24 protein-coding genes and 1 tRNA gene are annotated in these 24,587 nt (G+C 61.4%); 5 read left to right on the top strand and 20 right to left on the bottom strand.

The features are described 5' to 3' along the window. Window positions 1-4 precede the first annotated feature (4 nt). From LOY50_RS00955 to oscA, 5 genes are all read right to left on the bottom strand, one after another. A complete protein-coding gene (locus tag LOY50_RS00955) occupies window positions 5-994 on the bottom strand; it encodes a sulfate/molybdate ABC transporter ATP-binding protein (RefSeq protein WP_018613244.1) in 990 nt (329 codons plus the stop codon). A gap of 3 nt (window positions 995-997) precedes the next feature. Continuing rightward, entirely contained in the window at window positions 998-1,867 is an 870-nt protein-coding gene (gene cysW / locus LOY50_RS00950) for a sulfate ABC transporter permease subunit CysW (RefSeq protein ID WP_024618577.1), read from the bottom strand. A gap of 12 nt (window positions 1,868-1,879) precedes the next feature. Continuing rightward, on the bottom strand, window positions 1,880-2,698 hold the full coding sequence (gene cysT / locus LOY50_RS00945; protein WP_013692011.1) for a sulfate ABC transporter permease subunit CysT: 819 nt from the start codon (window positions 2,696-2,698) through the stop codon (window positions 1,880-1,882). A 193-nt stretch (window positions 2,699-2,891) separates the two neighbouring features. Continuing rightward, on the bottom strand, window positions 2,892-3,905 hold the full coding sequence (locus tag LOY50_RS00940; RefSeq protein WP_253470783.1) for a sulfate ABC transporter substrate-binding protein: 1,014 nt from the start codon (window positions 3,903-3,905) through the stop codon (window positions 2,892-2,894). A gap of 139 nt (window positions 3,906-4,044) precedes the next feature. Beyond that, window positions 4,045-4,227, bottom strand: coding sequence for a sulfur starvation response protein OscA (gene oscA / locus LOY50_RS00935; protein WP_003186967.1), 183 nt, complete (start codon window positions 4,225-4,227; stop codon window positions 4,045-4,047). Window positions 4,228-4,714: 487 nt separating this feature from the next. Between oscA and LOY50_RS00930 the strand changes: the two genes are divergently transcribed. After that, complete coding sequence (locus tag LOY50_RS00930; protein WP_024618576.1) at window positions 4,715-5,098, top strand: DUF6124 family protein; 384 nt, start codon at window positions 4,715-4,717, stop codon at window positions 5,096-5,098. Between the two features lie 315 nt (window positions 5,099-5,413). On the opposite strand, the gene LOY50_RS00925 is transcribed toward LOY50_RS00930, so the two are convergent. Both LOY50_RS00925 and dibA read right to left on the bottom strand, forming a co-directional pair. Next, a complete protein-coding gene (locus LOY50_RS00925; RefSeq protein ID WP_258691292.1) occupies window positions 5,414-5,614 on the bottom strand; it encodes a nucleoid-structuring protein H-NS in 201 nt (66 codons plus the stop codon). A 142-nt stretch (window positions 5,615-5,756) separates the two neighbouring features. Beyond that, window positions 5,757-7,664 carry a phosphodiesterase DibA gene (gene dibA / locus LOY50_RS00920; RefSeq protein WP_258690146.1) on the bottom strand — a complete coding sequence of 636 codons (1,908 nt, stop codon included), beginning with the start codon at window positions 7,662-7,664 and terminating at the stop codon, window positions 5,757-5,759. 146 nt (window positions 7,665-7,810) lie between these two features. Between dibA and desA the strand changes: the two genes are divergently transcribed. Together desA and LOY50_RS00910 are read left to right on the top strand one after the other, a co-directional pair. Continuing rightward, window positions 7,811-8,995 carry a delta-9 fatty acid desaturase DesA gene (desA, locus tag LOY50_RS00915; protein WP_214512927.1) on the top strand — a complete coding sequence of 395 codons (1,185 nt, stop codon included), beginning with the start codon at window positions 7,811-7,813 and terminating at the stop codon, window positions 8,993-8,995. 204 nt (window positions 8,996-9,199) lie between these two features. Beyond that, a complete protein-coding gene (locus LOY50_RS00910) occupies window positions 9,200-10,189 on the top strand; it encodes a sensor domain-containing diguanylate cyclase (protein ID WP_258690145.1) in 990 nt (329 codons plus the stop codon). 146 nt (window positions 10,190-10,335) lie between these two features. Here LOY50_RS00910 and LOY50_RS00905 read toward each other — a convergent pair whose 3' ends face one another. The 3 genes from LOY50_RS00905 to gabD all read right to left on the bottom strand — a co-directional run bounded on the left by LOY50_RS00905 (window position 10,336) and on the right by gabD (window position 14,583). Continuing rightward, complete coding sequence (locus LOY50_RS00905) at window positions 10,336-11,553, bottom strand: response regulator (protein ID WP_258690144.1); 1,218 nt, start codon at window positions 11,551-11,553, stop codon at window positions 10,336-10,338. 138 nt (window positions 11,554-11,691) lie between these two features. Then, the gene (gabT, locus tag LOY50_RS00900) at window positions 11,692-12,969 is read right to left on the bottom strand and encodes a 4-aminobutyrate--2-oxoglutarate transaminase (RefSeq protein WP_024616536.1); all 1,278 of its coding nucleotides are present in this window, start codon (window positions 12,967-12,969) and stop codon (window positions 11,692-11,694) included. Window positions 12,970-13,140: 171 nt separating this feature from the next. Continuing rightward, a complete protein-coding gene (gene gabD / locus LOY50_RS00895; RefSeq protein WP_253470773.1) occupies window positions 13,141-14,583 on the bottom strand; it encodes an NADP-dependent succinate-semialdehyde dehydrogenase in 1,443 nt (480 codons plus the stop codon). Window positions 14,584-14,932: 349 nt separating this feature from the next. Between gabD and LOY50_RS00890 the strand changes: the two genes are divergently transcribed. Further along, window positions 14,933-15,009 (top strand) — tRNA-Arg (locus LOY50_RS00890). Between the two features lie 203 nt (window positions 15,010-15,212). Here LOY50_RS00890 and LOY50_RS00885 read toward each other — a convergent pair. From LOY50_RS00885 to LOY50_RS00855, 7 genes are all read right to left on the bottom strand, one after another. Then, window positions 15,213-15,557 (bottom strand): hypothetical protein, encoded by a 345-nt coding sequence (locus LOY50_RS00885; protein WP_258690143.1) that lies wholly within the window; start codon window positions 15,555-15,557, stop codon window positions 15,213-15,215. A gap of 47 nt (window positions 15,558-15,604) precedes the next feature. After that, window positions 15,605-16,327: a hypothetical protein gene (locus tag LOY50_RS00880; protein WP_253470769.1), complete on the bottom strand. Its 723-nt coding sequence runs from the start codon at window positions 16,325-16,327 to the stop codon at window positions 15,605-15,607. A 149-nt stretch (window positions 16,328-16,476) separates the two neighbouring features. Then, window positions 16,477-17,094: a hypothetical protein gene (locus LOY50_RS00875; protein ID WP_258690142.1), complete on the bottom strand. Its 618-nt coding sequence runs from the start codon at window positions 17,092-17,094 to the stop codon at window positions 16,477-16,479. After that, a complete protein-coding gene (locus LOY50_RS00870; RefSeq protein WP_258691197.1) occupies window positions 17,091-17,663 on the bottom strand; it encodes an RNA polymerase sigma factor in 573 nt (190 codons plus the stop codon). Before LOY50_RS00870 ends, LOY50_RS00875 begins: the two co-directional genes overlap by 4 nt. Window positions 17,664-17,773: 110 nt before the next feature. Then, window positions 17,774-19,447, bottom strand: coding sequence for a VWA domain-containing protein (locus LOY50_RS00865; protein WP_258690141.1), 1,674 nt, complete (start codon window positions 19,445-19,447; stop codon window positions 17,774-17,776). A 177-nt stretch (window positions 19,448-19,624) separates the two neighbouring features. Then, complete coding sequence (locus LOY50_RS00860; protein WP_214512919.1) at window positions 19,625-20,206, bottom strand: hypothetical protein; 582 nt, start codon at window positions 20,204-20,206, stop codon at window positions 19,625-19,627. 103 nt (window positions 20,207-20,309) lie between these two features. After that, entirely contained in the window at window positions 20,310-21,311 is a 1,002-nt protein-coding gene (locus LOY50_RS00855) for a zinc-dependent alcohol dehydrogenase family protein (RefSeq protein ID WP_253470765.1), read from the bottom strand. A gap of 106 nt (window positions 21,312-21,417) precedes the next feature. Between LOY50_RS00855 and LOY50_RS00850 the strand changes: the two genes are divergently transcribed. After that, window positions 21,418-22,296: a LysR family transcriptional regulator gene (locus LOY50_RS00850; protein ID WP_258690140.1), complete on the top strand. Its 879-nt coding sequence runs from the start codon at window positions 21,418-21,420 to the stop codon at window positions 22,294-22,296. A 9-nt stretch (window positions 22,297-22,305) separates the two neighbouring features. Here the strand turns inward: LOY50_RS00850 and LOY50_RS00845 are convergent, their stop codons facing one another. The 3 genes from LOY50_RS00845 to LOY50_RS00835 all read right to left on the bottom strand — a co-directional run bounded on the left by LOY50_RS00845 (window position 22,306) and on the right by LOY50_RS00835 (window position 24,548). Beyond that, complete coding sequence (locus tag LOY50_RS00845; RefSeq protein WP_258690139.1) at window positions 22,306-23,619, bottom strand: MFS transporter; 1,314 nt, start codon at window positions 23,617-23,619, stop codon at window positions 22,306-22,308. Between the two features lie 39 nt (window positions 23,620-23,658). Further along, window positions 23,659-23,832, bottom strand: a complete 174-nt coding sequence (locus LOY50_RS00840) for a hypothetical protein (RefSeq protein ID WP_214512915.1) — start codon at window positions 23,830-23,832, stop codon at window positions 23,659-23,661. A gap of 155 nt (window positions 23,833-23,987) precedes the next feature. After that, a complete protein-coding gene (locus LOY50_RS00835; protein WP_214512914.1) occupies window positions 23,988-24,548 on the bottom strand; it encodes a YbhB/YbcL family Raf kinase inhibitor-like protein in 561 nt (186 codons plus the stop codon). Window positions 24,549-24,587 lie beyond the last annotated feature (39 nt).

The following is a 24,587-nucleotide window of genomic DNA, read 5'->3' as shown; positions in this document are numbered from 1 at the left end:
GCTTTTAGAGGTTGGCGACTTTCTGCCAGACCTTGGGCTTGAAGAACAGCGTCTCGCCCTTCGCCAGCCCCACCAGGCTGTCATGGTCCTTCACCACTTCCGCTTCGATCAGTTCGCTCTGACCTTCCACCTTCAAGGTCACCCGAGTGGTAGCGCCGAGCGGGCGAATGTCGCGCACTTCGGCGGCGTGGTGGTCTTCCAGCTCCGAGCGCGACAGCGAGACTTCGTGAGGGCGGAACAGCACATGCCGGTCCTCACCCAAGTGCAGGCGGTTCGAGTCGCCGAGGAAGTGATACACAAAGTCGCTGGCCGGGTTTTCGTAGACGTCGCCCGGCGAGCCGATCTGCTCGATCACGCCTTTGTTCATCACCACGATCCGGTCGGCGACTTCCATGGCCTCTTCCTGGTCGTGGGTCACGAACACCGAGGTCAGGTTGATGTCCTCGTGCAGCCGCGCCAACCAGCGGCGCAGTTCCTTGCGGACCTTGGCGTCGAGGGCGCCGAAGGGTTCGTCCAGCAGCAATACCTTGGGCTCCACCGCCAAGGCGCGGGCCAGGGCGATACGCTGGCGCTGGCCGCCGGACAATTGCTCCGGGTAGCGGTCGGCGAGCCAGTCCAGTTGCACCATGTTCAACAGCTCATGAACCTTGGTCGCGATCTGGCTTTCGTTCGGACGCTGGTGCTTGGGCTTCATGCGCAAGCCGAAGGCAACGTTGTCGAACACCGTCATGTGGCGGAACAAGGCGTAGTGCTGGAACACGAAACCGACGTTGCGATCACGCACGTCGTGGCCGGACACGTCCTCGCCGTGGAACACGATGCTGCCTTGGTCCGGGGTTTCGAGGCCGGCGATGATCCGCAGCAGAGTCGTCTTGCCGCAGCCCGACGGGCCCAGCAGCGCCACCAGCTCGCCGCTCTGGATATCCAGGCTGATCTCGTCCAGGGCCCTGAACGCGTTGAAATTCTTGCTGACGTTACGGACTTCGATCGACATGACTTATTCCTCCGCGGCGCTGGCGCGCAGGCGGTTGATTCGGTTTTCGCTCCACTGCTTGAGCAGCAGGATGAAGAGCGCCAGGATCAGCAACAGGCTCGCCACAGCGAACGCGGCCACGTGGTTGTATTCGTTGTAGAGGATCTCGACGTGCAGCGGCAGCGTGTTGGTCACCCCGCGAATGTGCCCGGAGACCACCGACACCGCGCCGAACTCACCCATGGCCCGGGCGGTGCACAGCACCACGCCATAGATCAGGCCCCACTTGATGTTCGGCACAGTGACATGCCAGAACATCTGCCAGCCATTGGCGCCCAGCAGGCGCGCAGCCTCTTCTTCCTGGGTGCCTTGTTCCTGCATCAGCGGGATCAGCTCCCGGGCCACGAACGGTACGGTGACGAAGATGGTCGCCAGGACGATGCCCGGCAGCGCAAACACGATCTGGATGTCGTGATCCGACAGCCACGGCCCGAACAGGCCCTGGGCGCCGAACATCAGCACGTAGACCAGGCCCGCGATCACCGGCGACACCGAGAACGGCAGGTCGATCAGCGTCACCAGCATGCTCTTGCCACGGAATGAATATTTGCTCACGCACCACGCGGCACTGACGCCGAACACCAGGTTCAGCGGCACCGAGATCAGCACCGCAATCACCGTGAGTTTCAACGCCGACAGTGCGTCAGGTTCGAAGATCGCCGTGAAGAACGCCCCCAGCCCGAGCTTCAGGCCCTGGGACACCACGATGAACAGCGGCAACAGCAGAAACAGCGCAAAAATCAGCCAGCCGAGGCCGATCAGCACCCGCCGCGACGTCGCACTGCCGCGGCGGGCGGCGTTGGTGGAGGCTGCGGAAATAGACGATTGGGACATGTTCGCGCCTCCTTATGGGGTTTCGATGCGCCGCTGCAACAGGTTGATCAGCAGCAACAGGACGAAGGAAACCACCAGCATCAGCACGCCGATGGAGGTGGCGCCGGTGTAGTCGTATTGGTCGAGCTTGACCATGATCAGCAGCGGCAGGATCTCGGTTTTCATCGGCATGTTGCCGGCGATGAAAATCACCGAACCGTACTCGCCCACGCCACGGGCAAAGGCCAGGGCGAAACCGGTCAACCAGGCCGGCAACAACGCCGGTACCAGGATGTGGCGGAACACCTGCCATGGCTTGGCGCCGAGGCAAGCGGCGGCTTCTTCGACTTCACGGGGAATATCGGCCAGCACCGGCTGCACCGTGCGCACCACGAACGGCAGCGTCACGAAGGTCAGCGCCAGGGTGATGCCCAGCGGCGTGTAGGCGATCTTGAAGCCCAGGTCGGTGGCGAACTGGCCGACCAGGCCGGTCGGCGCATACAAGGCCGTCAGGGCAATACCGGCCACGGCGGTGGGCAGGGCGAACGGCAGGTCGATCATCGCGTCGATGATCTTGCGACCGGGGAAGGTGTAGCGCACCAGCACCCAGGCCAGCAACGTACCGATCACGCCGTTGATGATGGCGGCGTACAGCGCGGTGCCGAAACTGAGTTTCAAGGCCGCCAGCACCCGCGGCGCCGAAATGATCGCCCAGAACTGTTCCCAGGTGAGCTGGGCGGCATGCACGAACATCGCCGCCAGGGGTATGAGCACAATCAGACTGAGGTACACCAGGGTGTAGCCCAGCGTCAGCCCGAAGCCGGGTATGACGGGGGATATGCGACGCGACATAAAGGTCCTTGGTTGTGTGGCGAGGAAGCTTGCTCCTGCTGTGTTCTGTAGGAGCTGGCGAAGCCTGCGATCTTTTGATCCTGATCTTTCACTCTCGATTCAATTGGCAGTCGAAAGATCGCAGCCTCGTTGCACTCGTCAGCTCCTACAGGGTTGAGCCCGGCAGGAGTTGATGACGGCGTTTACGGCCAGCTTACTGCGCCTGATAGATCTGGTCGAACACGCCGCCATCATTGAAGAATTTCGGTTGCGCGCTTTTCCAGCCGCCGAAGTCCTTGTCGATGCTCACCAGGTCCAGTTTCGGGAACTGCCGGGCGTACTTGGCGGCCACATCCTTGTCCCGTGGACGATAGAAGTTTTTCGCGGCGATCTCCTGGCCGGCCGGGCTGTACAAGTGCTTGAGGTAGGCTTCGGCGATCTCCAGGTTGCCCTTTTTCTCGGCGTTCTTGTCCACCACCGCCACGGGCGGTTCGGCAAGGATCGACAGCGACGGCACGACAATGTCGAACTTGTCCGCGCCACCGTCCTCTTTCAGCGCCAGGAAGGCTTCGTTTTCCCAGGCCAGCAACACGTCGCCCTGACCGTTGTTGACGAAGGTAATCGTCGAGCCACGGGCGCCGGTGTCGAGGATCGGCACGTGCTTGAACAGCGCCTGCACGTATTCCTTGGCCTTGGCTTCGTCACCCCCGTTGGCCTTCAGGCCGTAGGCCCAGGCGGCCAGGAAGTTCCAGCGCGCACCGCCGGAAGTCTTCGGGTTCGGGGTGATGACCGACACGTCGTTCTTGATCAGGTCGCCCCAATCCTTGATGCCCTTGGGGTTGCCCTTGCGCACCAGGAACACGATGGTGGACGTGTAGGGCGTGCTGGCTTCCGGCAGGCGTGTTTGCCAGTCCGCCGGCAGGGACTTGCCCAGCTTGGCAATTTCATCGATATCGCCGGCCAGGGCCAGGGTCACCACGTCGGCCCGCAGACCATCGATCACCGCCCGACCTTGCTTGCCCGAACCACCGTGGGACTGCTGGATCTTCACGCTGTCGTCCGGGTGCGCTTTCTTCCAGAAACTGGCGAATTCGGCGTTGTAATCCTGGTAAAGCTCGCGCGTCGGGTCGTAGGACACGTTGAGCAACTCGTAATCCTTGGCGACGGCGGAACCGGCAAAAACAGCACTGGCCAGCGCGGCCAGGGCATAACGACGAATGGACGACATGGTGAAAGCTCCTGGAATTCTGGTTTTCTTATGGCTTCTGGAAATTCGTTTGGCTTGTAGGAAAAGATCGCAGCCTTCGGCAGCTCCTACACTCAGCCCCCCGTAGGCACTGCCGAAGGCTGCGATCTTTTGTCTTTTTTCAAGACGGCTTATGACTCGGTTGCTGCAGGCGGAATTTTTCCTTGCGTTCGATCTGGACCACCTGGGCGTTGTGCACGGTGATTTCCACTGCCCCAAAGCGTAGATCGCGCAACGCGCTCTGGATCTCGCGCAAGATGGTTGCTTCGTCCTGGCCGTCAACGCTACGTAGAGATGCGCTCATGCTGCTGCTCCTTTGAATGAATGCCTGGCAGTGGGCGGCACTGCTTGCGGCGTGGAGCAATAGTAGATAAAGGCGGATATTCTTAAAAAGACTATTTAAGAATTTTTATATAACCAAAATTACAGAAAGTAGCCGACGTCCTACGGCAGGGGTGACTGGGGGCTTTTTCCCTGCCAAACCCTCGGATATTTCCTTCGAAACGCAGGGCTTTTCATGAACTAGGCAGCGCTCTATGGCGCGGATAACCTCTGTTCGTCATCGCAAAAAACGGTGACACGGACGTGCAAGTCCGGGTAAAACACCAACCCTTAATGCTTCTAGCCATTCGTGGCGCATTCGCGCCCGTGTTTTATGGCGGCTGTGTTCGGGAGATCTTCGGATCTGCCGAGTTTTGGGTAAGGTTGCTCGGTCTTGCACACTCGCACACAGCTGCCACCCTTCATTGCGTGCAAGCGATCCAGGGCGGTTCTCTATAGGAAACCTACCCATGTTCAAACCTACGCCGAATCCTCCGCAAAACGGCCACAAATCCCGCGTCCAAGCGCAAGAAGAAAAAAAGCTCGATGACGCCGCCACCCGCGCCCTCGACTACTACCTCAACCCCAAGCCCGCCTCGCCGCCCGAACCCGACAGCACCAAGCTGTTCATCGTCGCCCCCCACATCGACACCGAAACCCTGCTGGCCAACGCCTCCGAAGACCTGCTCTCCATCAGCACCATCGCCGCCGACCTGGCTGACGACGTGGACGACTCACGCCGCTGCGTCGCCCTGGCGATCAGCCGCATGGCCGATGGGGTGCAGTTGTTGGTCGAGCGGGCATTGGATCATTTGGAAACCAAGGAGATGGCGGCACACAGCGCCAAGGGATAGCACCTACATTGAGGCAAGCTGAGCCGACGCCATCGCGAGCAAGCTCGCTCCCACAGGGGAAATTGGGTTGTCGCGGATACCACAGTCAACCCAAAACAACTGTGGGAGCGAGCTTGCTCGCGATAGCGGAGTGTCAGGCAACAATGATGCAAGCTGAACCGACGCCTTCGCGAGCAGGCTCGCTCCCACAGTTGGATTGGGGTAGAACCGGAGAACCAGGTCGGCTGTCAGGCCGCCTCGCGAGCAAGCTTTGCTCCCACAGGTCCTGCTCAAACAGATCTGAAGGGTGTACGACCGGGAGAACCAGGTCGGCTACTAGGCCGCCTCGTGGTGGACGTTGATCTCGGGCGCCCCGTTAACCACGCTGGCCGAACGCAGGCATTGTGGAGTGGGCATCCCGGCATGGATGCCGGGATAGCCGCGCTGGGCCATGGATGGCCCTTCGCGGCGGGCCCACGGAGCAATGCCGGAGTGAGGGCACACCGAGCCTAAGCGAGGTGCCGAGTGGTGGGGCATGAGCGCTTTGGTTACTTTCGCGCTTTTCGAAAGTGACCCGCTGTAAAAGCGGAACCATAAGCCGCCGTTACCGCAGAAATGGATATGTACCCGATCACAAAATCCTGGCCAGCTGTCTGGCCGCCATCAATCCCCCTGACGATCAAGCAATAACCGGCGCCCGCCCCCAATCCAACAGCGCCGCCGCCACGGGCCGACCAAACCAGTAACCCTGCCCCAACTCACACGCCTGTCCAAGCAAAAACACCGCCTGCTCACGCTGCTCGATGCCCTCGGCGTGCACCTGCATCCCCATGCTATGGGCCAGGGCAATGATCACCCGGACGATCGCGGCATCGTCCTCATCCCAAGGCAACCCCGCGACAAAACCCTGATCGATCTTGAGCTTCTGCACCGGCAAACGCTTGAGCCGCAGCAGCGACGAATAGCCCGTGCCAAAATCGTCGATGGCCAGGCGCACGCCCAACTCCCGCAGGCGATGCATCTGCTCCAGCGCCACCTCCGGGTCTTCCATGACCGCGCTTTCCGTCACTTCCAGTTCCAGGCAACCCGGATCCAGGCCCGTGTCATGCAAGACCTGGGCGACCTGGTCATACAACTCACGACGGGCAAACAACCGACTCGATACGTTGACAGCGACAAACGACAGCGCCACGCCGGCCTGCTGCCACTGGCACATCTGCCGGCAGGCCTGGTCCATGACCCAGGCATCGACCTGGGCAATCAGGCCGGTACGTTCAGCGATGGGAATGAACTCGGCCGGCGACACCAATCCACGCGTGGGATGCTCCCATCGCACCAGCGCCTCGACACCGATCAGACAACTGGTCGCCAGGTCGTGGACCGGCTGGTAGTGAACGCGCAACTCCTGTTGCTGCAGCGCGCGCCGCAGTTCGAAGGCAATCTCGACCCGCTGCTGGGCGTGGGCGGTAAGTTCTTCGGTGTACAAGGCGTAGCCGTCGCGCCCGGCGCTCTTGGCCTTGAACAACGCCGAATCGGCATTGCGCAGCAGCTGCCCGGCGCTCAGGGCATCGCCGGGAAACAGGCTGATGCCGATGCTGGCATTGATGAACAATGCGTGGTCATCAAACCGCAGGGGCTCTTTCAAGGCGTCCAGGATGCGCCGGGCCAGCGCCGCTGCCTGGCCTGGCTGCGAGCAGTTTTCCACCAGCACCGCAAATTCGTCGCCCCCCAGCCGGGCCAGGGTCACGCCCGGCGCAAAAAGCCCGCAGAACCGCTCGGCCACGCCTTTTAGCAATTCATCGCCCACGTTGTGACCCAGGCTGTCATTGATGTTCTTGAAGTGATCCAGGTCCAGCAGCAACAGGGCACAGCCACGCTTGTGCAACTGCGCCGACGCCAGGGCCTGCTCGGTACGATCGGAAAACAGCAGGCGGTTGGGCAAGCCTGTCAGAGGGTCGTGATGGGCCAGGTAGGCCAGTTCGTGCTCGGAATCCTTGATGGCGCTGATGTCGGAAAACACCGCGACATAATGGCTGACCTCGCCGCTGTCGTCTCGAATGACGCGGATCGTCTGCCATTGCGGGTAGATCTCACCGCTTTTACGCCGATTCCAGATCTCGCCGCTCCACTCCCCCAGGCTGTCCAGGGAGGTAAACATGTCGCGATAGAATTCCGGCCCATGGCGACCGGACTTGAACAGGGAGGGGCGCTGGCCCAACACTTCATCCCGCACATAACCGGTGATCGCCATGAAGGCCCGGTTCACGTGCACGATCAGGCCGTTGCGGTCAGTCACCAACACCCCTTCGCGGGTGCAATCGAAGACGGCGGCAGCCTGGCGCAGGCGCTCTCGATCAACACCGTGCTCGCCCTTGGCGAAAAATCGCGAGATCCGCGCCCGCGCCAGGAAGATCAACCCGGCGCTGAGCAGGACCCAGGCATAGCCGTTGATCAGCAGCCAGCGTTGCCTGTCAGCGAATTGATCGAAGAAACTGCTCAATAAATAACCAATCAGTTGCAGCCAGACGACTGACAACACAAGGTAAAGCAGCGCTACGCGCATGGCACTGCGTTGATGGGCAGGCATTCGGCCATCCATGTCCCTACAGAGAGGTGGGGATTATAGAGGAAGAAACATTCAGCCACTCTTATCTGAAAGGCCGACTGGTTTTATCTGTACGGCCGGTGATAATGCAACGGCTGTTTCTATTTTTATCGAGGGCCCTACAGCCTATGTGGTACGAAGGTTTTCTTGGCTTGTCGGCCTGGTCACTGGTGGCAGTCACCCTGCTGATGACCCACGTCACGATCATTGCCGTCACGGTCTACCTGCACCGTTATTCGGCGCACCGCTCCCTGGAGCTCAACGCCGGCCTCAAACACTTCTTCCGTTTCTGGCTGTGGCTGACCACGGCGCAGAACACCCGCGAGTGGACCGCCATCCACCGCAAGCACCACGCCAAATGCGAAACCGTCGACGACCCGCACAGCCCGGTCATAAAAGGCTTGTCCACCGTGCTGCGCAAAGGCGCCGAGCTGTATCGGGCCGAGGCGGAAAACCCGGAAACCCTGCGCATCTACGGCAAGAACTGCCCCGACGACTGGATCGAGCGCAACCTCTACAGCCGCTTCCCGCTGCTGGGCGTGGCGATCATGGGCATCATCGACCTGCTGTTGTTCGGCACCATCGGCATCACCATCTGGGCCATCCAGATGATGTGGATTCCCGTGTGGGCCGCCGGCGTGGTCAATGGCCTGGGCCATGCCGTGGGCTACCGCAACTTCGAATGCCGCGACGCGGCGACCAACCTGGTGCCCTGGGGCATCCTGATCGGCGGCGAAGAGCTGCACAACAACCACCATACCTACCCCAACTCGGCCAAGCTGTCGGTACGCAAATGGGAGTTCGACCTGGGCTGGGCCTGGATCCGGGTGTTCAGTTTCCTGCGCCTGGCCAAGGTCCAGCGGGTTGCGCCGATCGCCCACCGGGTCGAAGGCAAGGGCCACCTGGACATGGACACGGCCATGGCGATCCTCAACAACCGTTTCCAGATCATGGCGCAGTACCGCCGGCTGGTCATCGCGCCGCTGGTCAAGCAGGAACTGGAAAAGGTCGATCACTCGGTGCGTCACCAGTTCCACCGGGCCAAACGCCTGCTGTCGCGGGAAACCAGCCTGCTGGACGACCGTCACCACGTGCGCATCCAGAACATGCTCGAACACAGCCAGGCGCTGAAGGTGATCTACGAGAAACGCCTGGCCCTACAGCAGATCTGGGTCAAGACCAGCAGCAACGGCCACGACATGCTCGCCGCCATCAAGGAATGGGTCCACGAGGCCGAGGCCAGCGGCATCCAGTCCCTGCGGGACTTCGCCGACCAGCTCAAGACCTACTCGCTACGGCCTGCCACGGCCTGACAAAACCACTGTGGCGAGGGAGCAAGCTCCCTCGCCACAGGTTCAACACTTGGCATCTGACTCGCTAAATCCCCCGCCCTTCGTCGCCTGAAAAGGAACTTCGCCCCAAATCCCCTATCTCAAGGAGCACTTCGCCATCCAGGCGGGTTTTGGAGAAAGCGCGTGCGAACCAACAGCAGTGCATGCTCTTTGAGATTTGTGCCGATGGTCGACAAGAACCTACAGGATTACTCCCTACCTCAATGGCCCGAGGCAGCCCAGACGCTCATGGCGCTGATGCATGCCCAGGGTGAAGTGGCGCGCCTGAGCGAGCGTGAGCAGCTGTTCAGCTCGTTGCTGGTCAGCGTCAATGCCGTGCTGTGGGCGTTCAACTGGGAAACCCGGCAGGTGCTGTATGTCAGCCCCGCCTACGAGCGGATCTTCGGCCGCCCCGCCGGCCTGGTCCTGGCTGACTTCAACGAATGGCGCGACGCAATCTACCCCGACGACCTGGAGTACGCCGAGCGCAGCCTGGCCGAGGTATTGGTCAAAGGCGCCGTCGAAGACCGTGAATACCGCATCATCGCCGGCAACGGCCAGATCCGCTGGCTGAGCGACAAATGCTTTATCAACCGCAAGGCCGAGCCAGGGCAACCGGTGATTGTGGTGGGCATTGCCGAAGACATCACCGAAAAGAAGCTGCTGGAAAGCGAACTGCAGCGCCTGGCGACCACCGACGTGCTGACCCAAAGCAGCAATCGCCGGCATTTCTTCGAATGTGCCCACCGCGAGTTCGAGCAGGCACGGCTACAAGGCATGCCCATGGCGTTCCTGTTGCTGGACATCGATGACTTCAAGGTGATCAACGACACCTACGGCCATCAGGAAGGCGATACCGTGTTGCAGAGAATCGCCGAAAGCGGGCGGTCCGTGCTCCGGCGCGGTGACCTGTTCGGGCGGATCGGCGGCGAAGAGTTCGCCGCGGTGTTCCCCGGCTGCCCCCCGGACATGGCGCTGCAAGTAGCCGAGCGGTTGCAACGGGAAATCCAGCGCCTGATGTTCCGCTGCGGTGAACAGAACTTCGGCATTACCGTGAGCCAGGGCCTGACCACCATTACCCCCGAAGACCAGTCCCTCGACAGCCTGTTCGCCCGCGCCGACGCGGCCATGTACGAAGCCAAGCGCAAGGGAAAGAACCGTATCATCGCTGCTTGAGTGAGTTGTCCCGCCACTGATCAACTGTGGGAGCAAGGCTTGCCCGCGATAGCAGCGCCTCGGTGTCCACTTGAACCCGAGTTGCCTGCATCGCGAGCAAGCTTTGCTCCCACAAAGCCCGCTCCCACAGGGGTTAGGCGGTGGTCTTACTTACGGCGCAACCGCATCAACTCCGGCAAGCCGATCTTCAGCAACCGCGCCGTTCGGCTACGGGCCAGTTCTTCGAGGCCCTCATGCGCGGGCAGGTGCGCCATCTGTGCCGCCATGTTCATCACCAAGGCCTCACGGGAATATACCCCGCCCCCCAAGCTATAGACCGCCGCGATCAACTCCCGTAGTTCCAACGGCAGACGCCAGCGGGCACGTAACGCCGAGCCGAAACTGGCGCCGAACCTGTCCAGCGAGTCGCCGACTTCCTCCGGCTCGTCCAGCTCGCCACCGGCCTGTTTCCACTCTTCCAGGCAGCGCAGCAACGCCAGGTCGCCCAGGCGATGCAACAACCCGGCGCAATAGCAGCGCTCCTGCTCCAGGTCCAGCAAGCGTGCCATCGTCCGGGCGTATTCGGCCGTGTGCAGCGACAGCTCCCAGTAACGCTCGGCATAGTCCGCCAGGCATGGGACGCTGAGCCGGGCGCAGCGTTTGAGGGTCAGGGCGAGGATCAGGTTCATGCTTGGTCCGGAACCAAGCTGGTGCAGCGCCTGGGCCACGGTCTGCACCGGGCCACCGCCCTGATGCTGGGCAGCGCTGTTGGCCGCCGCGATCAGCACCGCGGTGATCTGCGGGTCGGTGCGGATCTCTTCTTCGAGCAGTTTCAGGTCCAGGCCGCCGGGGTTGAGGCTGCGCTTGACCGCCACTTGCACATCGGTCATCAAGGGCGCGCCCTCGGACAGGTCACGCCGACGTTCCAGGAAGGAGAGCAAGGTCAACGCCGGCCCCGGAACCGGCGCATCGTTGGAGGTTTCTTCACCGCCACCCACTAGCAACCCCTGCAAACGCTGGGTCAGGTTTTCCCGGTTCAAGGGCTTGGTCAGATACGCGATCGGCGCCAGCGGCAAGACCTCGCGCACGCTGGCGCTGTCGTTGCGCCGGCTCATCAGGATGAACGGCAACGGCGGCGTGCGATGCTGCTGGCGAAGGCCACGCAGAATCGCCAGGCCATCAACCCCCGGCAGCTCCCAATCGGCAATCACCAGGTCGTAGGGATGCTTCGCCAGCAAATCCAAAGCCTCTTTGCCGTCGCCACAAGTGTCCACCCGAGCATCGCAGCGCACACCCGACAACACCTGCTCAAGCAGCTCGCGGGACGCCGGATCGGCCTCGGCGATCAACACACGGGGTACAGCGGGTAAATCCACAGCAGTCATGCAGCATGCTCCCTTGCCATACTTGCACCTTAGACGTTGGTGGTCGTTCCAGACAGCTCAAAATCCACCAGGCAACTTCGCGGACATGAAAAAACCCGCCAGAAGGCGGGTTTTTGTGGATCAGCGCACAACCGTCACTCAGAGTTCGGAGAAGCACTCTTCGATGATCGCCAGGCCTTTGTCCATTTGCTCGTCCGGCGCGGTCAGCGGCACCAGCACCCGCAGTACGTTGCCGTAGGTGCCGCAGGACAGCAGGATCAGCCCCTTGTCGCGCGCCTTGGCCACGACTTGGGCTACCGCTGCGGCGTTCGGCTTGTGGGAGTCGCCGTTTTCGAACAGCTCCACGGCGATCATCGCGCCCAGGGCACGCACTTCACCGATGACCGGGTACTTCTTCTGGATCGCCTTGAGGCCGGTCACCAGACGCTCGCCCACAGCCTTGCAGCGGTCCAGCAGGTGTTCTTCTTCGAACACTTCCATCACCGCCAGCGCCGCCGCACAGGCGATCGGGCTACCGGCGTAGGTACCGCCCAGGCCACCCGGCGCGATGGCATCCATGTATTCAGCCTTGCCGCAGACACCGGCCAACGGGAAGCCGCCAGCGATGGACTTGGCAAAGGTGGTCAGGTCGGCGGCAACGCCCATCTGCTCCATGGCGAAGAAAGTGCCGGTACGGCCGGCACCGGTCTGCACTTCGTCAGCGATCAGCAGAATGCCGTGCTGGTCGCACAAAGCGCGCAGGCGCTTCATGAATTCCTTGGGCGCTACGTAGAAACCACCTTCGCCCTGTACCGGCTCGATGATGATTGCCGCGATGTCACGCGGCTCGGCGTCGTTCTTGAAGATACGCTCGATGCTGGCGATGGAGTCGTCGATGCTCACGCCGTGCAGTTCGTTCGGGTACAGCGCACGGAAGATGCCGCCTGGCATCAAGCCCATGCCGGCCGAGTACGGCACGACTTTACCGGTCAGGCCCAGGGTCATCATGGTGCGACCGTGGTAAGCGCCGGTGAAGGCGATCACACCGGCACGGCCCGTGGCGGCGCGGGCGATTTTCACGGCGTTTTCCACCGCTTCCGAACCGGTGGTCACCAGCAGGGTTTTCTTGGCGAAATCACCCGGCACCTTGGCGTTGATTTTTTCGCACAGTTCCACATACGGCTCGTAGGCCAGGACCTGGAAGCAGGTGTGGGTCAGCTTGTTCAACTGTGCGGTCACGGCGGCGATGATTTTCGGGTGCACGTGGCCGGTGTTCAGCACGGCGATACCGCCAGCGAAGTCGATGAACTCACGACCTTCAACGTCGGTTACCGTGGCGTTCTTCGCCGATTCGGCAAAGATCGGGTGAATCTGGCCAACACCGCGTGGAACAGCGGCGGTACGGCGGGCCATCAGGTCTGCGTTGGTCTTGCTCATAAAAATGTCCTCATTCGCAGCTCAGGGCGGCGTCGTTCAAGGAATACATGGCGGGGAGGCAACTGCGACAGCATGCGATGATCGACTGCCGCAGCGTTCCGGCCACAAGAAACAGAACGGGTGAAACGCGCAAAGGGACAGCGCTCTCGTGCCCTTTGCGCTTGAAGCAGATCAGATACCCAGGCAGAGGTATTTGATTTCCAGGTAATCCTCGATGCCGTACTTGGAGCCTTCACGGCCCAGGCCCGAAGCCTTGATGCCGCCGAATGGCGCGACTTCGTTGGAAATCAACCCGGTGTTGACGCCGACCATGCCGTATTCCAGGGCTTCGGCCACACGGAACACACGGCCCAGGTCGCGGGCATAGAAGTACGAGGCCAGGCCGAACTCGGTGTCGTTGGACATCGCGATCACTTCGGCTTCGTCTTTGAAGCGGAACAGCGGTGCCAGTGGGCCGAAGGTTTCTTCCTTCGCCACGGCGGCGTTGTTCGGTACGTTGGTCAGGATGGTCGGCTCGAAGAAGTTGCCTTCCATCGCCTTGCCGCCCGACAGCACGGTCGCGCCTTTGCTGACGGCATCGGCAATGTGCTCTTGCACCTTGGCAACCGCTTTGCCGTCGATCAAGGGACCTGTGGTGGTGCCATCGTCCAGACCGTTGCCGATCTTGAGCTTGGCGACCGCCACTTTCAGTTTTTCGGCAAACGCGTCGTACACCGAATCCTGGATGTACAGGCGGTTGGCGCAGACGCAGGTCTGGCCGTTGTTGCGGTATTTGGAAATGATCGCGCCTTCGACGGCCTTATCCAGGTCCGCGTCGTCGAACACGATGAACGGCGCGTTGCCGCCCAGTTCCAGGGAGACTTTCTTGATGTCCTTGGCACATTCGGCCATCAACTGGCGACCGATCTCGGTCGAGCCGGTGAAAGACAGCTTACGCACGATCGGGTTGCTGGTCAGCTCGCCACCGATGTCGCCGGCGCTGCCGGTAACGACGCTCAACACGCCTTGCGGGATGCCAGCACGGTGCGCCAGTTCCACCAGGGCCAGGGCCGAGAACGGGGTTTGCGAAGCCGGCTTGATGACCATGGTGCAACCGGCAGCCAGGGCCGGGCCGGCCTTGCGGGTGATCATCGCGGCCGGGAAGTTCCACGGGGTAATGGCCGCGGTCACGCCGATCGGCTGCTTGATCACGATCAGGCGCTTGTCGGGCTGGTGGCCGGGAATCACGTCACCGTAGATGCGCTTGGCTTCTTCGGCGAACCATTCGATGAACGAGGCGGCGTAGACGATTTCGCCCTTGGCTTCGGCCAGCGGCTTGCCTTGTTCCAACGTCATCAGGCGACCGAGGTCGTCCTGGTTTTCGATCAGCAATTCGTACCAGCGGCGCAGCTTGTTGGCGCGCTCCTTGGCCGTCAGCGCACGCCAGGCCGGCAGCGCCTTGTCGGCGGCTTCAATCGCCCGACGGGTTTCGGCGGCGCCCATCTTCGGCACGGTGCCCAACACTTCGCCCGTCGCCGGGTTGGTGACCTTGATTGTCTGACCATTGTCCGCATCGACCCAAGCGCCATTGATGAAGGCTTGCTGGCGGAACAACTGGGTGTCTTTAAGCTGCATGTCGGCTTTCCTTAACAGCACCGCGCACGCGCGGAGCGAATTAGATTTGTAGAAAGGCGCCTCGGGGGCTGCCGTCAGGGAAATCATTCACCGGGCTGAAGCACAGAAATAACGCACAAAAGCACAGACGTGCGGTTCAGCACCCAGACAAGAGCGTTTGAAATCTCAAACGAATCCTAGGGCCGATAGGGGTGAAGGACAATAGGCTGTTCGAAAAAAAGAACGAAAAAGCCGAATTTGCCCGCTTTTTCTGATCAGCGTAGCCAAGAGCCGTCGAGCCGCCCGAAAACGCAGGCGATTCAGTAGCATGGACGCCTGCCACGCATATGAGTATCATGGCGCCCGCGTCGCACCAGTAGCTCAGCTGGATAGAGTACTGCCCTCCGAAGGCAGGGGTCGTGGGTTCGAATCCCGCCTGGTGCACCATACATGGAAAATCAAAAGCCCCAGTCCTAACGGATTGGGGCTTTTTTTATGGAGCGTCGACCCCATAGGAGCCTGCAAGTAAGCAATTCAGGCATTAAAAAACCCCTGAGCGGTATCAGCGCCGCAGCGCATCAACCGACAGGGGCCGTGTTGCAAATAACTAAAGAGGCCTGGTTTCCATCACCAACCGACTCGGGCAGCACTCAGTGGTCGAGATCGGCCTCGAGTTGCTCAGGAGCCGGCTCAATATCTCCTAAGGACTTCACCACAAGTCCGCATTTCTGAGCTTTGGAGTAAAGACCCACATCATGAGTCCAGACTTCATCAGCGTTGGTTGCGAGAGCAGTAGCAATTATCTGGCGATCAAAACGTAACTTGGCTTTCGTTGCTGCCGGGTCAAGCACCTTCAGCTCATTGTCATCGACCATACGAGCACATTCGACCGCAGCGATCTGATCGAACGATATGATTTCAAAACACGAAAAGCCGTTTATGACATCCAGATGGCTCTGGTGAAAATTCCGATCAAACGATACCGTCCTTTGCATTTCCCAAGGCTTGGACGAGAACGTTGGTATCGAGAACTATGCGCACCTCATCCCCTTAGGTTCTGAATCGTTCCATGGGGATCATCCATCTCGCTCCAGGTGATACCACCCAGTTCCTTGAGCTGGGTAACCGCACTGCGCAAAGAGGTTTTTTCAAGTCTCTCGTAGGATTGAATGAACATTTTTCTCAACCGCCAGCCGCCATGCGGTCGACTTTCCCACTCACCCTTTCCATGAACGCGAACATACTTGAACAAGAGCTTGCCCAGTTGTTCAACCAATACCGTATCGGCTTCACAAAGAAGAGTTTCGCCACCAGCGCCCTCAAGCCGAACAGGAACCGTCTCGTCCTTTCCACCAACGACATACAGGCGCCCTTGAACGCTACCTTGCTTGATGACGACCATGGGAGGGGGAGCGGTCTTTGCTTTGGGGAATTGAAGGATGTTCGCATCTGCAGCTTGCAAGACACCATCCACTCGATCTTGCTCCATCAATGCAGAGAGTTGCAGGTACGCCTTTCTTGCACGCTTGGGCCCAACTCCCTGAGCGGCCTTACGCACCCTGTTCAGGACGTGGGGGTACTTGTCGTCTTCCACCCAAGTATTCAGGCAAACACAACCTTCGGTGACAGAGTCGAAATGAACATTATCTTGCGAGCCGAAAAGCTCTGCGAGCTCGCACAGATAATCCGTCAAGCGAGCCATAGAGAGCTTGCTTGGGTCGGTTCCGTCGAGTTCGAGCATCAGCTTTTTCATGCTGGCGAGCATAGTTCCGCTCAAGTGATCCTGCTATGCCTGCATTTGTAACGCGACTCCCGAGTGTCGTCCGCCTGGCAAGTACCCCTTCAACTTTTGGAATCAGTGACGCTCCAATACCCGCCTTTATGACCGGGAGTTTTTTTACGCGTTGGTTTCGCTCAACGCTTGCGCAACACCTCCAACCGCGCCGGCAAGTCCTCCTCGGGAAAGCGCTTATGCAACGCCAGCAGCTTTTCATCAGCAGCCTTGCTCTCACCCGCCTCGCGCAAACGCAGGATTTCCATCAGGCCCTGCTCCAGCGATGGCAGTGCAGCGGGCGCGGATTTGCTCATTTTCGCCGCTGACTTTTCCGCCAAGGCTTGCACAGGGCTTGCCGGCGCCCGGGCCAGTTCGCCCTGGGGCCCCATGCGGGTGATCGGTGCGGGAGCAGGCATGGCCGGCGGCGGTGCGGCGACAACGACGGGTTCCTGCCGATCGGCGGAAAACTCCATCGAGGCAGGTGAGGCCAGCTCGTCGTGGGGCACGGGCGAACGCAGCACCAGGCCGATCATCAGCGCCACACCGGCGACCGTGGCGAATGCCATTTGCCAGCGCGGCCGTTGGCAGGCCTGTAGCCAGCGCTGCCACAGGCTTGGCGTGGGCGTCGGGGCTTCACGGCGGGCGGCGGCCAGGATGAAGGCGTCCAGGGAGGCCGGCGGCTCGCCGCTGGCATGTTGGCGGAAATGCTCGACCAGCATTTCGTCGTCGGGATCCGGGGTGTGTTTGGGGTCGATCATGCGGGTACCTCCTCGGCCAGCAGTCGCTGCAATTTCTGCTGGGCGTAACGCAAGCGGCTCTTGACCGTTTCCAGTGGGACGCCGGTCAAAGCGGCAATCTGCGGCAGTTCCAGGTCGCCGTGCAGGCGCAGCAGGAAAACTTCCCGCTGATCCTCGGGCAAGGCCTGCAACGCAGCATCGAGACGCGCCTGGTCGCGACTCAGGCTCAACTGCCGCTCGGGGCTGCTGGTGTCGTCGGGCTGGACGTGAAGCTGCTCGTCGTAACTGTCGTGCAACGGGTTGTGGACGCCATGCTTGCGCCAGTGATCGATCAAGCGGTTGCGGGCAATCTGGAACAGCCAGGTGCGAAAGCTCGCCCGGCCTTGTGGCTGGGTGGTGCTGCGAATCAGGCTGAGCCAGGTGTCCTGGAAGACTTCCTCGGCCAGTTCGGCCTTGTTGCTCAAGGACACGAGGAAACGGTAGAGCCCTTGCCGATGGCGGGCGTACAGGACTTCGAAAGAAGCCCCGTCGCCGTTGCGGTAGCGGGCCAGCAGCGATTCGTCGCTGGGAGAATCAAGCGCAGCGGGCATGTCGGTGACGAACTCCTTTCCGGTCATTTCAACACAGTCCTGGCAGACAACAAGGAGACCCTGTGGGAGGGAGCTCGCTCCCACATTTTTGATCCCCGTTGCGCTCGGGATCAGCGCTTGGCCGCAGGCTCGAGGCTCTGGGCAAGCTCCACCAACTGCACAAACTCGGCACGCAGCCCAAACGGGTCATCACCACGGGCCGAGCGCGCCAATTGTGCGGTGTCCTTCAAGCTCATCGTCCCAGTGTAACGCCCATCACCCTTGAGCTGCTGGGCGAAGGCCGCCACGGCGGCAGAGAAACGCAGGTCATCGCTGGCCTTGTGTTCGTCCTGCACGCCCGCAATCGGATGCTCGATCAATCGACTGCTACCGCCCTCAACGGGTTTGTAGCGTACGCGCAACATCGCCAATTCGCCTGACTTACCCTCCGGCTGGGATGTACTGGCATAGCGCAGCGGCTCCAACCAGCCCGGCTGGCCCTTCGGGACAATTTCATACAAGGCCGTCACCGTATGCCCGGCACCGATCTCGCCCGCATCGACCTTGTCGTTGTTGAAATCCTCACGCTTCAACGCGCGGTTCTCATAACCGAGCAGGCGATACTCACTGACCTGGGCAGGGTTGAACTCCACCTGCAACTTCACATCCCGCGCCACCACCGCCAGGGTAGAGCTGAGCTGGTCGACCAAGACTTTGCGCGCTTCGAGCAGGTTGTCGATGTAGGCGTAGTTACCGTCACCAGCGTCAGCCAACTGCTCCATCAGATGCTCGTTGTAGTTATCCACACCGAAGCCCAACGTCGTCAGGGATACGCCGCTTTTACGCTGGTCCACCGCCATCTGCTTGAGGCTGTCGAAATCACTGATGCCGACGTTGAAGTCACCATCGGTGGCCAGCAGGATGCGGTTGATGCCCTTGTCGATAAAACTCTCGCGAGCCATCTGATAGGCCAGTTCGATACCCGAGGCGCCCGCGGTGGAACCACCGGCGTCGAGTTGATCGATGGCGTTGCGGATTGTCACCTTGTCGCGCCCCGAGGTGGGCTTGAGCACCACCCGGGATTCGCCGGCATAGACCACCAGGGACACCCGATCCTGATCGCGCAATTGGTCCACCAGCAGTTTCAGCGTGCTCTTGACCAGCGGCAGGCCTTCGCGACGGTCCATGGAGCCGGAAACATCCACCAGGAAGACCAGGTTGGCCGGCGCCAGATCCGCTACGGCGCGGTCGCTGGCCTTGATGCCGATGCGCAGCAAGCGGCTGTGGGGATTCCACGGCGATGGGGCCACCTCGGTGGTCACGCCGAAGGGTGAACCGTCGGTGGGCAGGGCGTAGCTATACGGAAAATAATTGACCATTTCCTCCAGCCGCACAGCACCTTCGGGTGGCAGGCTGCCTTGGTTGAGCAAACGTCGCACATTGGCGTAGCTGCCGGTGTCGACATCCACGCTGAAGGTCGAGACCGGCGTTTCGGCCACGCTGTGGATGGGATTGTCCGGCAGTTTTTCGTACTGTTCACGCGGCTCGGCGCGGTAACCCGCGGCGATGGCATCGTTCGCCACCCTTGGGGCGGGCATCAATGTCGGCGTCATGGCCATGCGCTTGACCGCCGAGGGGTGCATTTCGACGATCTCGCCTTGCGGTACAACGCTGGGCGCCACGGCTACCGGTTCGGACGGCTTGGCAGCCTCACGGGAAGACACCCCACAACCGGCCAACGCCACCAGCAAAGTCACGGCGAAGCCTTGGGCAGCAGGACGCATAAAGGGAAGTGGACGGAACATGGGCTGAACCTCGTGAATGAATGATTCGTACACAAGCTCAGACGCAAGGCACACGAGGTTCGGGTTAACGACCAAAAACTTTTTTTAGCGCGCTGAAAAAACCGGGCTGGGCACCCCCAAAGTGGCCAGGCCGTTACCGCGATCGGACCAAGCGCCAGCCCGTTGCAGCAGGCATTGTTAGCGGGACGGAATGCCCCGCAGATCATCGGCGATGAATCCGCTCAAATGGCCGGTGTAATAGTCTTCGACATCGGAGTTGCCTCTGTTCGTCAGGGCGCCCGCGATGCCTCTCATGGCCTCAAGTTGCCCGATCGCCCCACCTGGCATCAGCCCCTGGCGGGCCTGGGCAAAGTGCAGCACTTCGGCACCGGCCTTCTTCACCTTGACCTGATAATTGAAATCGACACTGGCCAGATACGTACCGTCGGCGACGATTTTGTTCATGAGACCACCTTGAGTGTCTTGAATACGGCGCGCATAGACAGCGTTGACGTCCAGCAGATAGTCAGCGGTTTCCTTGCTGGAGGCATAGCGATTGCCGTCGAGCAGGCGGACGATCAGGTCGGTGTGCAACTGGTCACGGACTTTTTCGTCGGGCAGGAAGCGTTCGTTTTTGCCGACGACTTCAACGTTGAACGTGTCGATCCAATAGGTGGCGGTCTCGGGGATCGCCACCGGCGCAGGGGAAATGTAGTAATCGGGCTTCGAAGCGCAACCTGCCATAAGGCAGAGGGCCAGCAACAGGGTAAAAACTCGCATGTTTGAATTCGTCCTTGAGAGGTAGCGGCATAGTGGCGGCCGCATTCTACGGGGTTTGAATGAGCGCTCAAGTTGTTTGGCCCTGACGGAGTGCGGCCCCGTCTCACTCGATCCCAATGTCCACTACCGTTTTCCCCGCCCCACGCCCCTCGGCTACCTGGGCAAAGGCCTCATTGACTTGCTCCAGGCCAAACCGGCGCTGATCCAGCTTGATCCGCAATTGCCCTGACTCAACCAGAGCGGCGGCCTCCCGCAAGATCTGACCATGATGCTCGCGCCCCTTGCCCGTCAGCAGCGGCATCAACGTAAACACCCCGGAATAGCTCGCCCCTCGGAACGACAACGGCGCGAGGCTGTGCTGGCCCCAGCCGAGGCAACTGAGCACATGGCCGGTGTAGGTCTTTACCGCGTTGAAAGACGCATCCAGGGTCGGGCCGCCAACGGTGTCGTAGACGATGTCGAAGCCTTCGCCATCGGTGTACTGGCGCACGTAGCTGTCGGTGTCCTGGGTCCGGTAATCGATGGCTGACGCGCCCAGTTCGCGGATGAAACCCTGGCTGTCGGCCGAGCCCGTGGCGTAGACCTCGGCGCCCCGGGCCTTGGCGATTTGCACGGCCATTTGACCGACGCCACCCGCCCCACCATGTATCAACACCTGTTGCCCGGCCCGAACGTTGGCGCGATCGACCAAGCCTTCCCAGGCCGTGATGAATGCCAGCGGCAAGGCGGCCGCTTCGCGCATGCTCAGTGAGCGGGGCTTGGGCGCAATCAAGCGGGCATCGACCGCGATGTATTCGGCCAGCGCGCCTTGGGCCCCGCCGATCCCGCCGGCCATGCCGAACACCTCGTCGCCAGGCGCAAAGTCATTCACGCCCTCTCCCCGTTCAACCACCGTCCCGGCCAGGTCGATCCCCAATACGGCAGGCAGCGGCTGGCGCGCGTGGGCCCCGCCTCCCGCCGCGATCTTGGTGTCCAGCGGGTTGATTCCGGCGGCATGTACCTTGATCAATACCTGGCCTTTACCGGGAATGGGTCGGGAGATGGAACGGACAATCAGCGCAGCCTGAGCGGTTTCGGCAACGGCGGCGGACATGGTGTTGTTCATGACGGTAAACCTCCAATGAGTGGTAGGTTCATCATGCGAGCGAAGACGCATTCCGATAAGTGAGCAACAATGGATAGGATTTATTCCAGGCAGAGGCCAAATCCTGATGGATCTGTTCGACGCAATGCAGGTGTTCGTGCGGGTGGTGGAGCGCGGCTCGTTTTCGGCCGTCGCCAGGGAACTGAACCTGGGCCAACCGGCGGTGAGCAAGCAGATCCGCGCCTTGGAGCAACACCTTGGCGGGGCGCTGTTTGCCCGTAGCACCCGCCACCTCGCGTTGACCGACCAGGGCCAGCGCTTCTACGCCGAAAGCAAGGACATACTCGCCAGCCTGGACACGGCACGCCTCAGTTTCGCCAGTGGGCAAGAACAGATCGCCGGCCTCCTGCGCGTGGCGGCGCCCGTCAGTTTCGGCCGGTTGTGTATTGCGCCGTTGGTGGGCGAATTCCTCGCACGTCACCCACAGCTTCGGATCGACTTGAGGCTAAGCGATCAGAACGAGGATGTGTTGAAGGAAAACATCGACCTGGCCATTCGCATCGGCGTGGTGAACAGCGAAGGGCTGGTGGCGATTTCTCTCGGCGACAGCCCGCGCCGGGTGTACGCCTCCCCCGCCTATCTGCAACAGCATGGCACGCCTCTCGCACCGGCTGACCTGGCCCGCCATAACTGTTTGGCCTTCACGCTGCTGGAGCATTACGACGTCTGGCGGTTCGACCAGGATGGCCGACAGCACAGCGTAACGATCAAGGGCAACGTCACCTGCAACAGCAGCGAGGCGATCCGGGAAATGGTGCTGTCGGGCCTGGGTGTTTCGCTGTCACCGCAGTGGTTGTTCGCGGCCGATATTCGCCAGGCAACCGTCTGCACCGTGCTTGCCGATTACCAGCCGCTGGCGCTGCCCATCAGCGCCGTGTTCAGTCAAGACCGACGTCGCTCGGCACGGACTCGGGCCTTTGTGGATTTTTTGCGCGAGCGGCTTTGAACAGCCGGATCAGGATTCACAGGCCAATGACGGCTGCGCAGCCTTCCCATGCCGCCCGGGAAAATACGCCGCCGCAGCCACGCCCACCACGCCCATCACACCGCAATAGGCTACGCACACCCACGGGCTCCACGGCACCAGCGCAATCAGCATCAACGGGGTCATGCTGGCCCATAGCGCATAAGCGATGTTGTAGGTGAGCGAGATGCCGGACACGCGGATCTTCGGCGGGAACAGGCTGACCATCACCGAAGGCACCGCACCAACCACGCCGCAACCCAGGCCCGCCACAGCGTAGGCCAGGCCCAGCCAGGCGCTGCCGCTGATCAGGCTGGCGTAGAGCACGGCGATGCCCACAGGCAGCAGCAGGCTGTAGAGCATGACGGTGCGCCAGGCACCGATGCGGTCAACGATGAGACCGGCCAGGATGCAGCCGATGTTCAGGAAGACGATGCCCAGGCTGCTCAGGGCGAAGGTGTGGCTGGGGGTCATGCCGAAGCTTTTCTGCATCACGGTCGGAGTGATGACCACAAACACCACCACGGCAGAGGTCAGCACACAGGTCAGGATGGCGGCGGGCAGCAAAGCCTGGCGGTGGTCGCGCAAGACCGTGCGCAACGGCAGTTCCGCAGCGCCTTCGCGATTGGCTTGCAGGGCCATGAAGATCGGCGTTTCGCTCAGCCAGCGACGCAGCCAGACGCCGATCACGCCGAATACGCCCCCCAGCAGGAACGGCAGGCGCCAGGCGTAATCGAGAATCTCTGCCGGTGTGTAGATCCGCGCCAGCGCTGTTGCGGTCAAGGCGCCCAGCAAGTAGCCGAAAGTCAGGCCGGCCTGGAGGAAACCCAGGGCATAGCCGCGATGATGCAGCGGCGCATGTTCAGCCACGAATACCCAGGCGCTGGGCACCTCGCCGCCCACCGCCGCACCCTGCAGGATACGCAGCGCCAGCAACAGCAACGGTGCGAAATAACCGATTTGCGCGTAGGTCGGCATCACGCCGATGAGCAGGCACGGCAAGGCCATCATCAGGATGCTCAGGCTGAACACCCGCTTGCGCCCCAGGCGATCGGCGAAGTGCGCCATGAGAATGCCGCCCAGGGGCCGGGCCAGGTAGCCGGTGGCGAAAATCCCGAAGCTTTGCAGCAAGCGCAGCCAATCGGGCATTTCCGGCGGGAAGAACAACTGGCTGAGGGTCAGGGCGAAGAAGACGAAGATGATGAAATCGTAGATTTCCAGCGCGCCTCCCAAGGCGGCCAGGCCCAGGGTCTTGTAATCGGATCGGCGGAATCGGTCACCGGGTAGAACAGTGGTGGCAGTCATAGGCAGATTTGAACAATAAGTTTGAGAGAGGGCGACGGCTCAGTCGTCGCGATCATGGTCCACCGGTTGAACCGGTGGCTGGCCTGGCTCGGCGTCTTCGGCCTCGTCGGCAGGCAGGAAATCCTTGCGGCTCTGGGCGATGGCCCGGCGCATCTCGTCGCCCTTGGTGGGGCAGTTCAGGAGGCGGGCGATGCCGTCGGGTTTCTGCGTCATCGCCATCCTCCGGCATGAGTGAACAGGGCTCGATAGTGCTCGCTTTTGGCGCGTGATGCCAATGTTGTGTCAGGGCGTCAGCGCCACTGTGGGGGGCTGCTTCGCAGCCCAGCGGGAGCAAGCTCCCTCGCCACAGGGGTTTTGTGCTGTTCGAGTCAGCGGTGGTAGCGGCGCACTACGCTGCTGTTGCGCAGGACGTGGCCTTTGATTTTTTCCATCAGTTGGGCACGCGTGAGGTCGGCGGGCAGGGCTTCCGGCGGCAGGTCCAGGGCGAAAAGCTGGATCAGGTAGTGGTGAGCGCTGTCGCCGACAGGCGGGCAAGGACCGATATAGCCGTGGGTGTTCTTGCTGTTGATACCGCTCATGCCTTCCAACGAGGGCTTGGTGCCGGCGCCCGCCGGAATCTGCCGCGTGGTGGCCTTGATGCCGTAGTGGATCCAGTGGTCGACACCTTGGCCCCTTTGGCCGTCCGGGTCCAACATGACGATGGCGTAGCTGAGGGTGCCGGGCGGGCCGGCGTTCCAGCTCAAGGCCGGAGAAATGTTCTTGCCACCACAGGTGTTGGCATCACTGGCTGCTGCCGCCGTGAAGAGGCGGTCGTCCGACACACCGGGAATGCTGAGGGTAAAACGCTCCTCGGCCTGGACAGCCCCTTGTGCGCACAGCACCAGGGCGACGGCCGCCAGCCAAGGGGAGAGAGAGTTCAATCGGGTCATACCGGGGCACCTTGTGCGTGTCTGGCCATGGACGGCTTG

This window comes from Pseudomonas sp. B21-010, from assembly GCF_024749325.1.
GTDB classification, from domain to species: Bacteria; Pseudomonadota; Gammaproteobacteria; order Pseudomonadales; family Pseudomonadaceae; genus Aquipseudomonas; species Aquipseudomonas kilonensis.
This window is presented reverse-complemented; position numbering and strand designations above follow the sequence as displayed.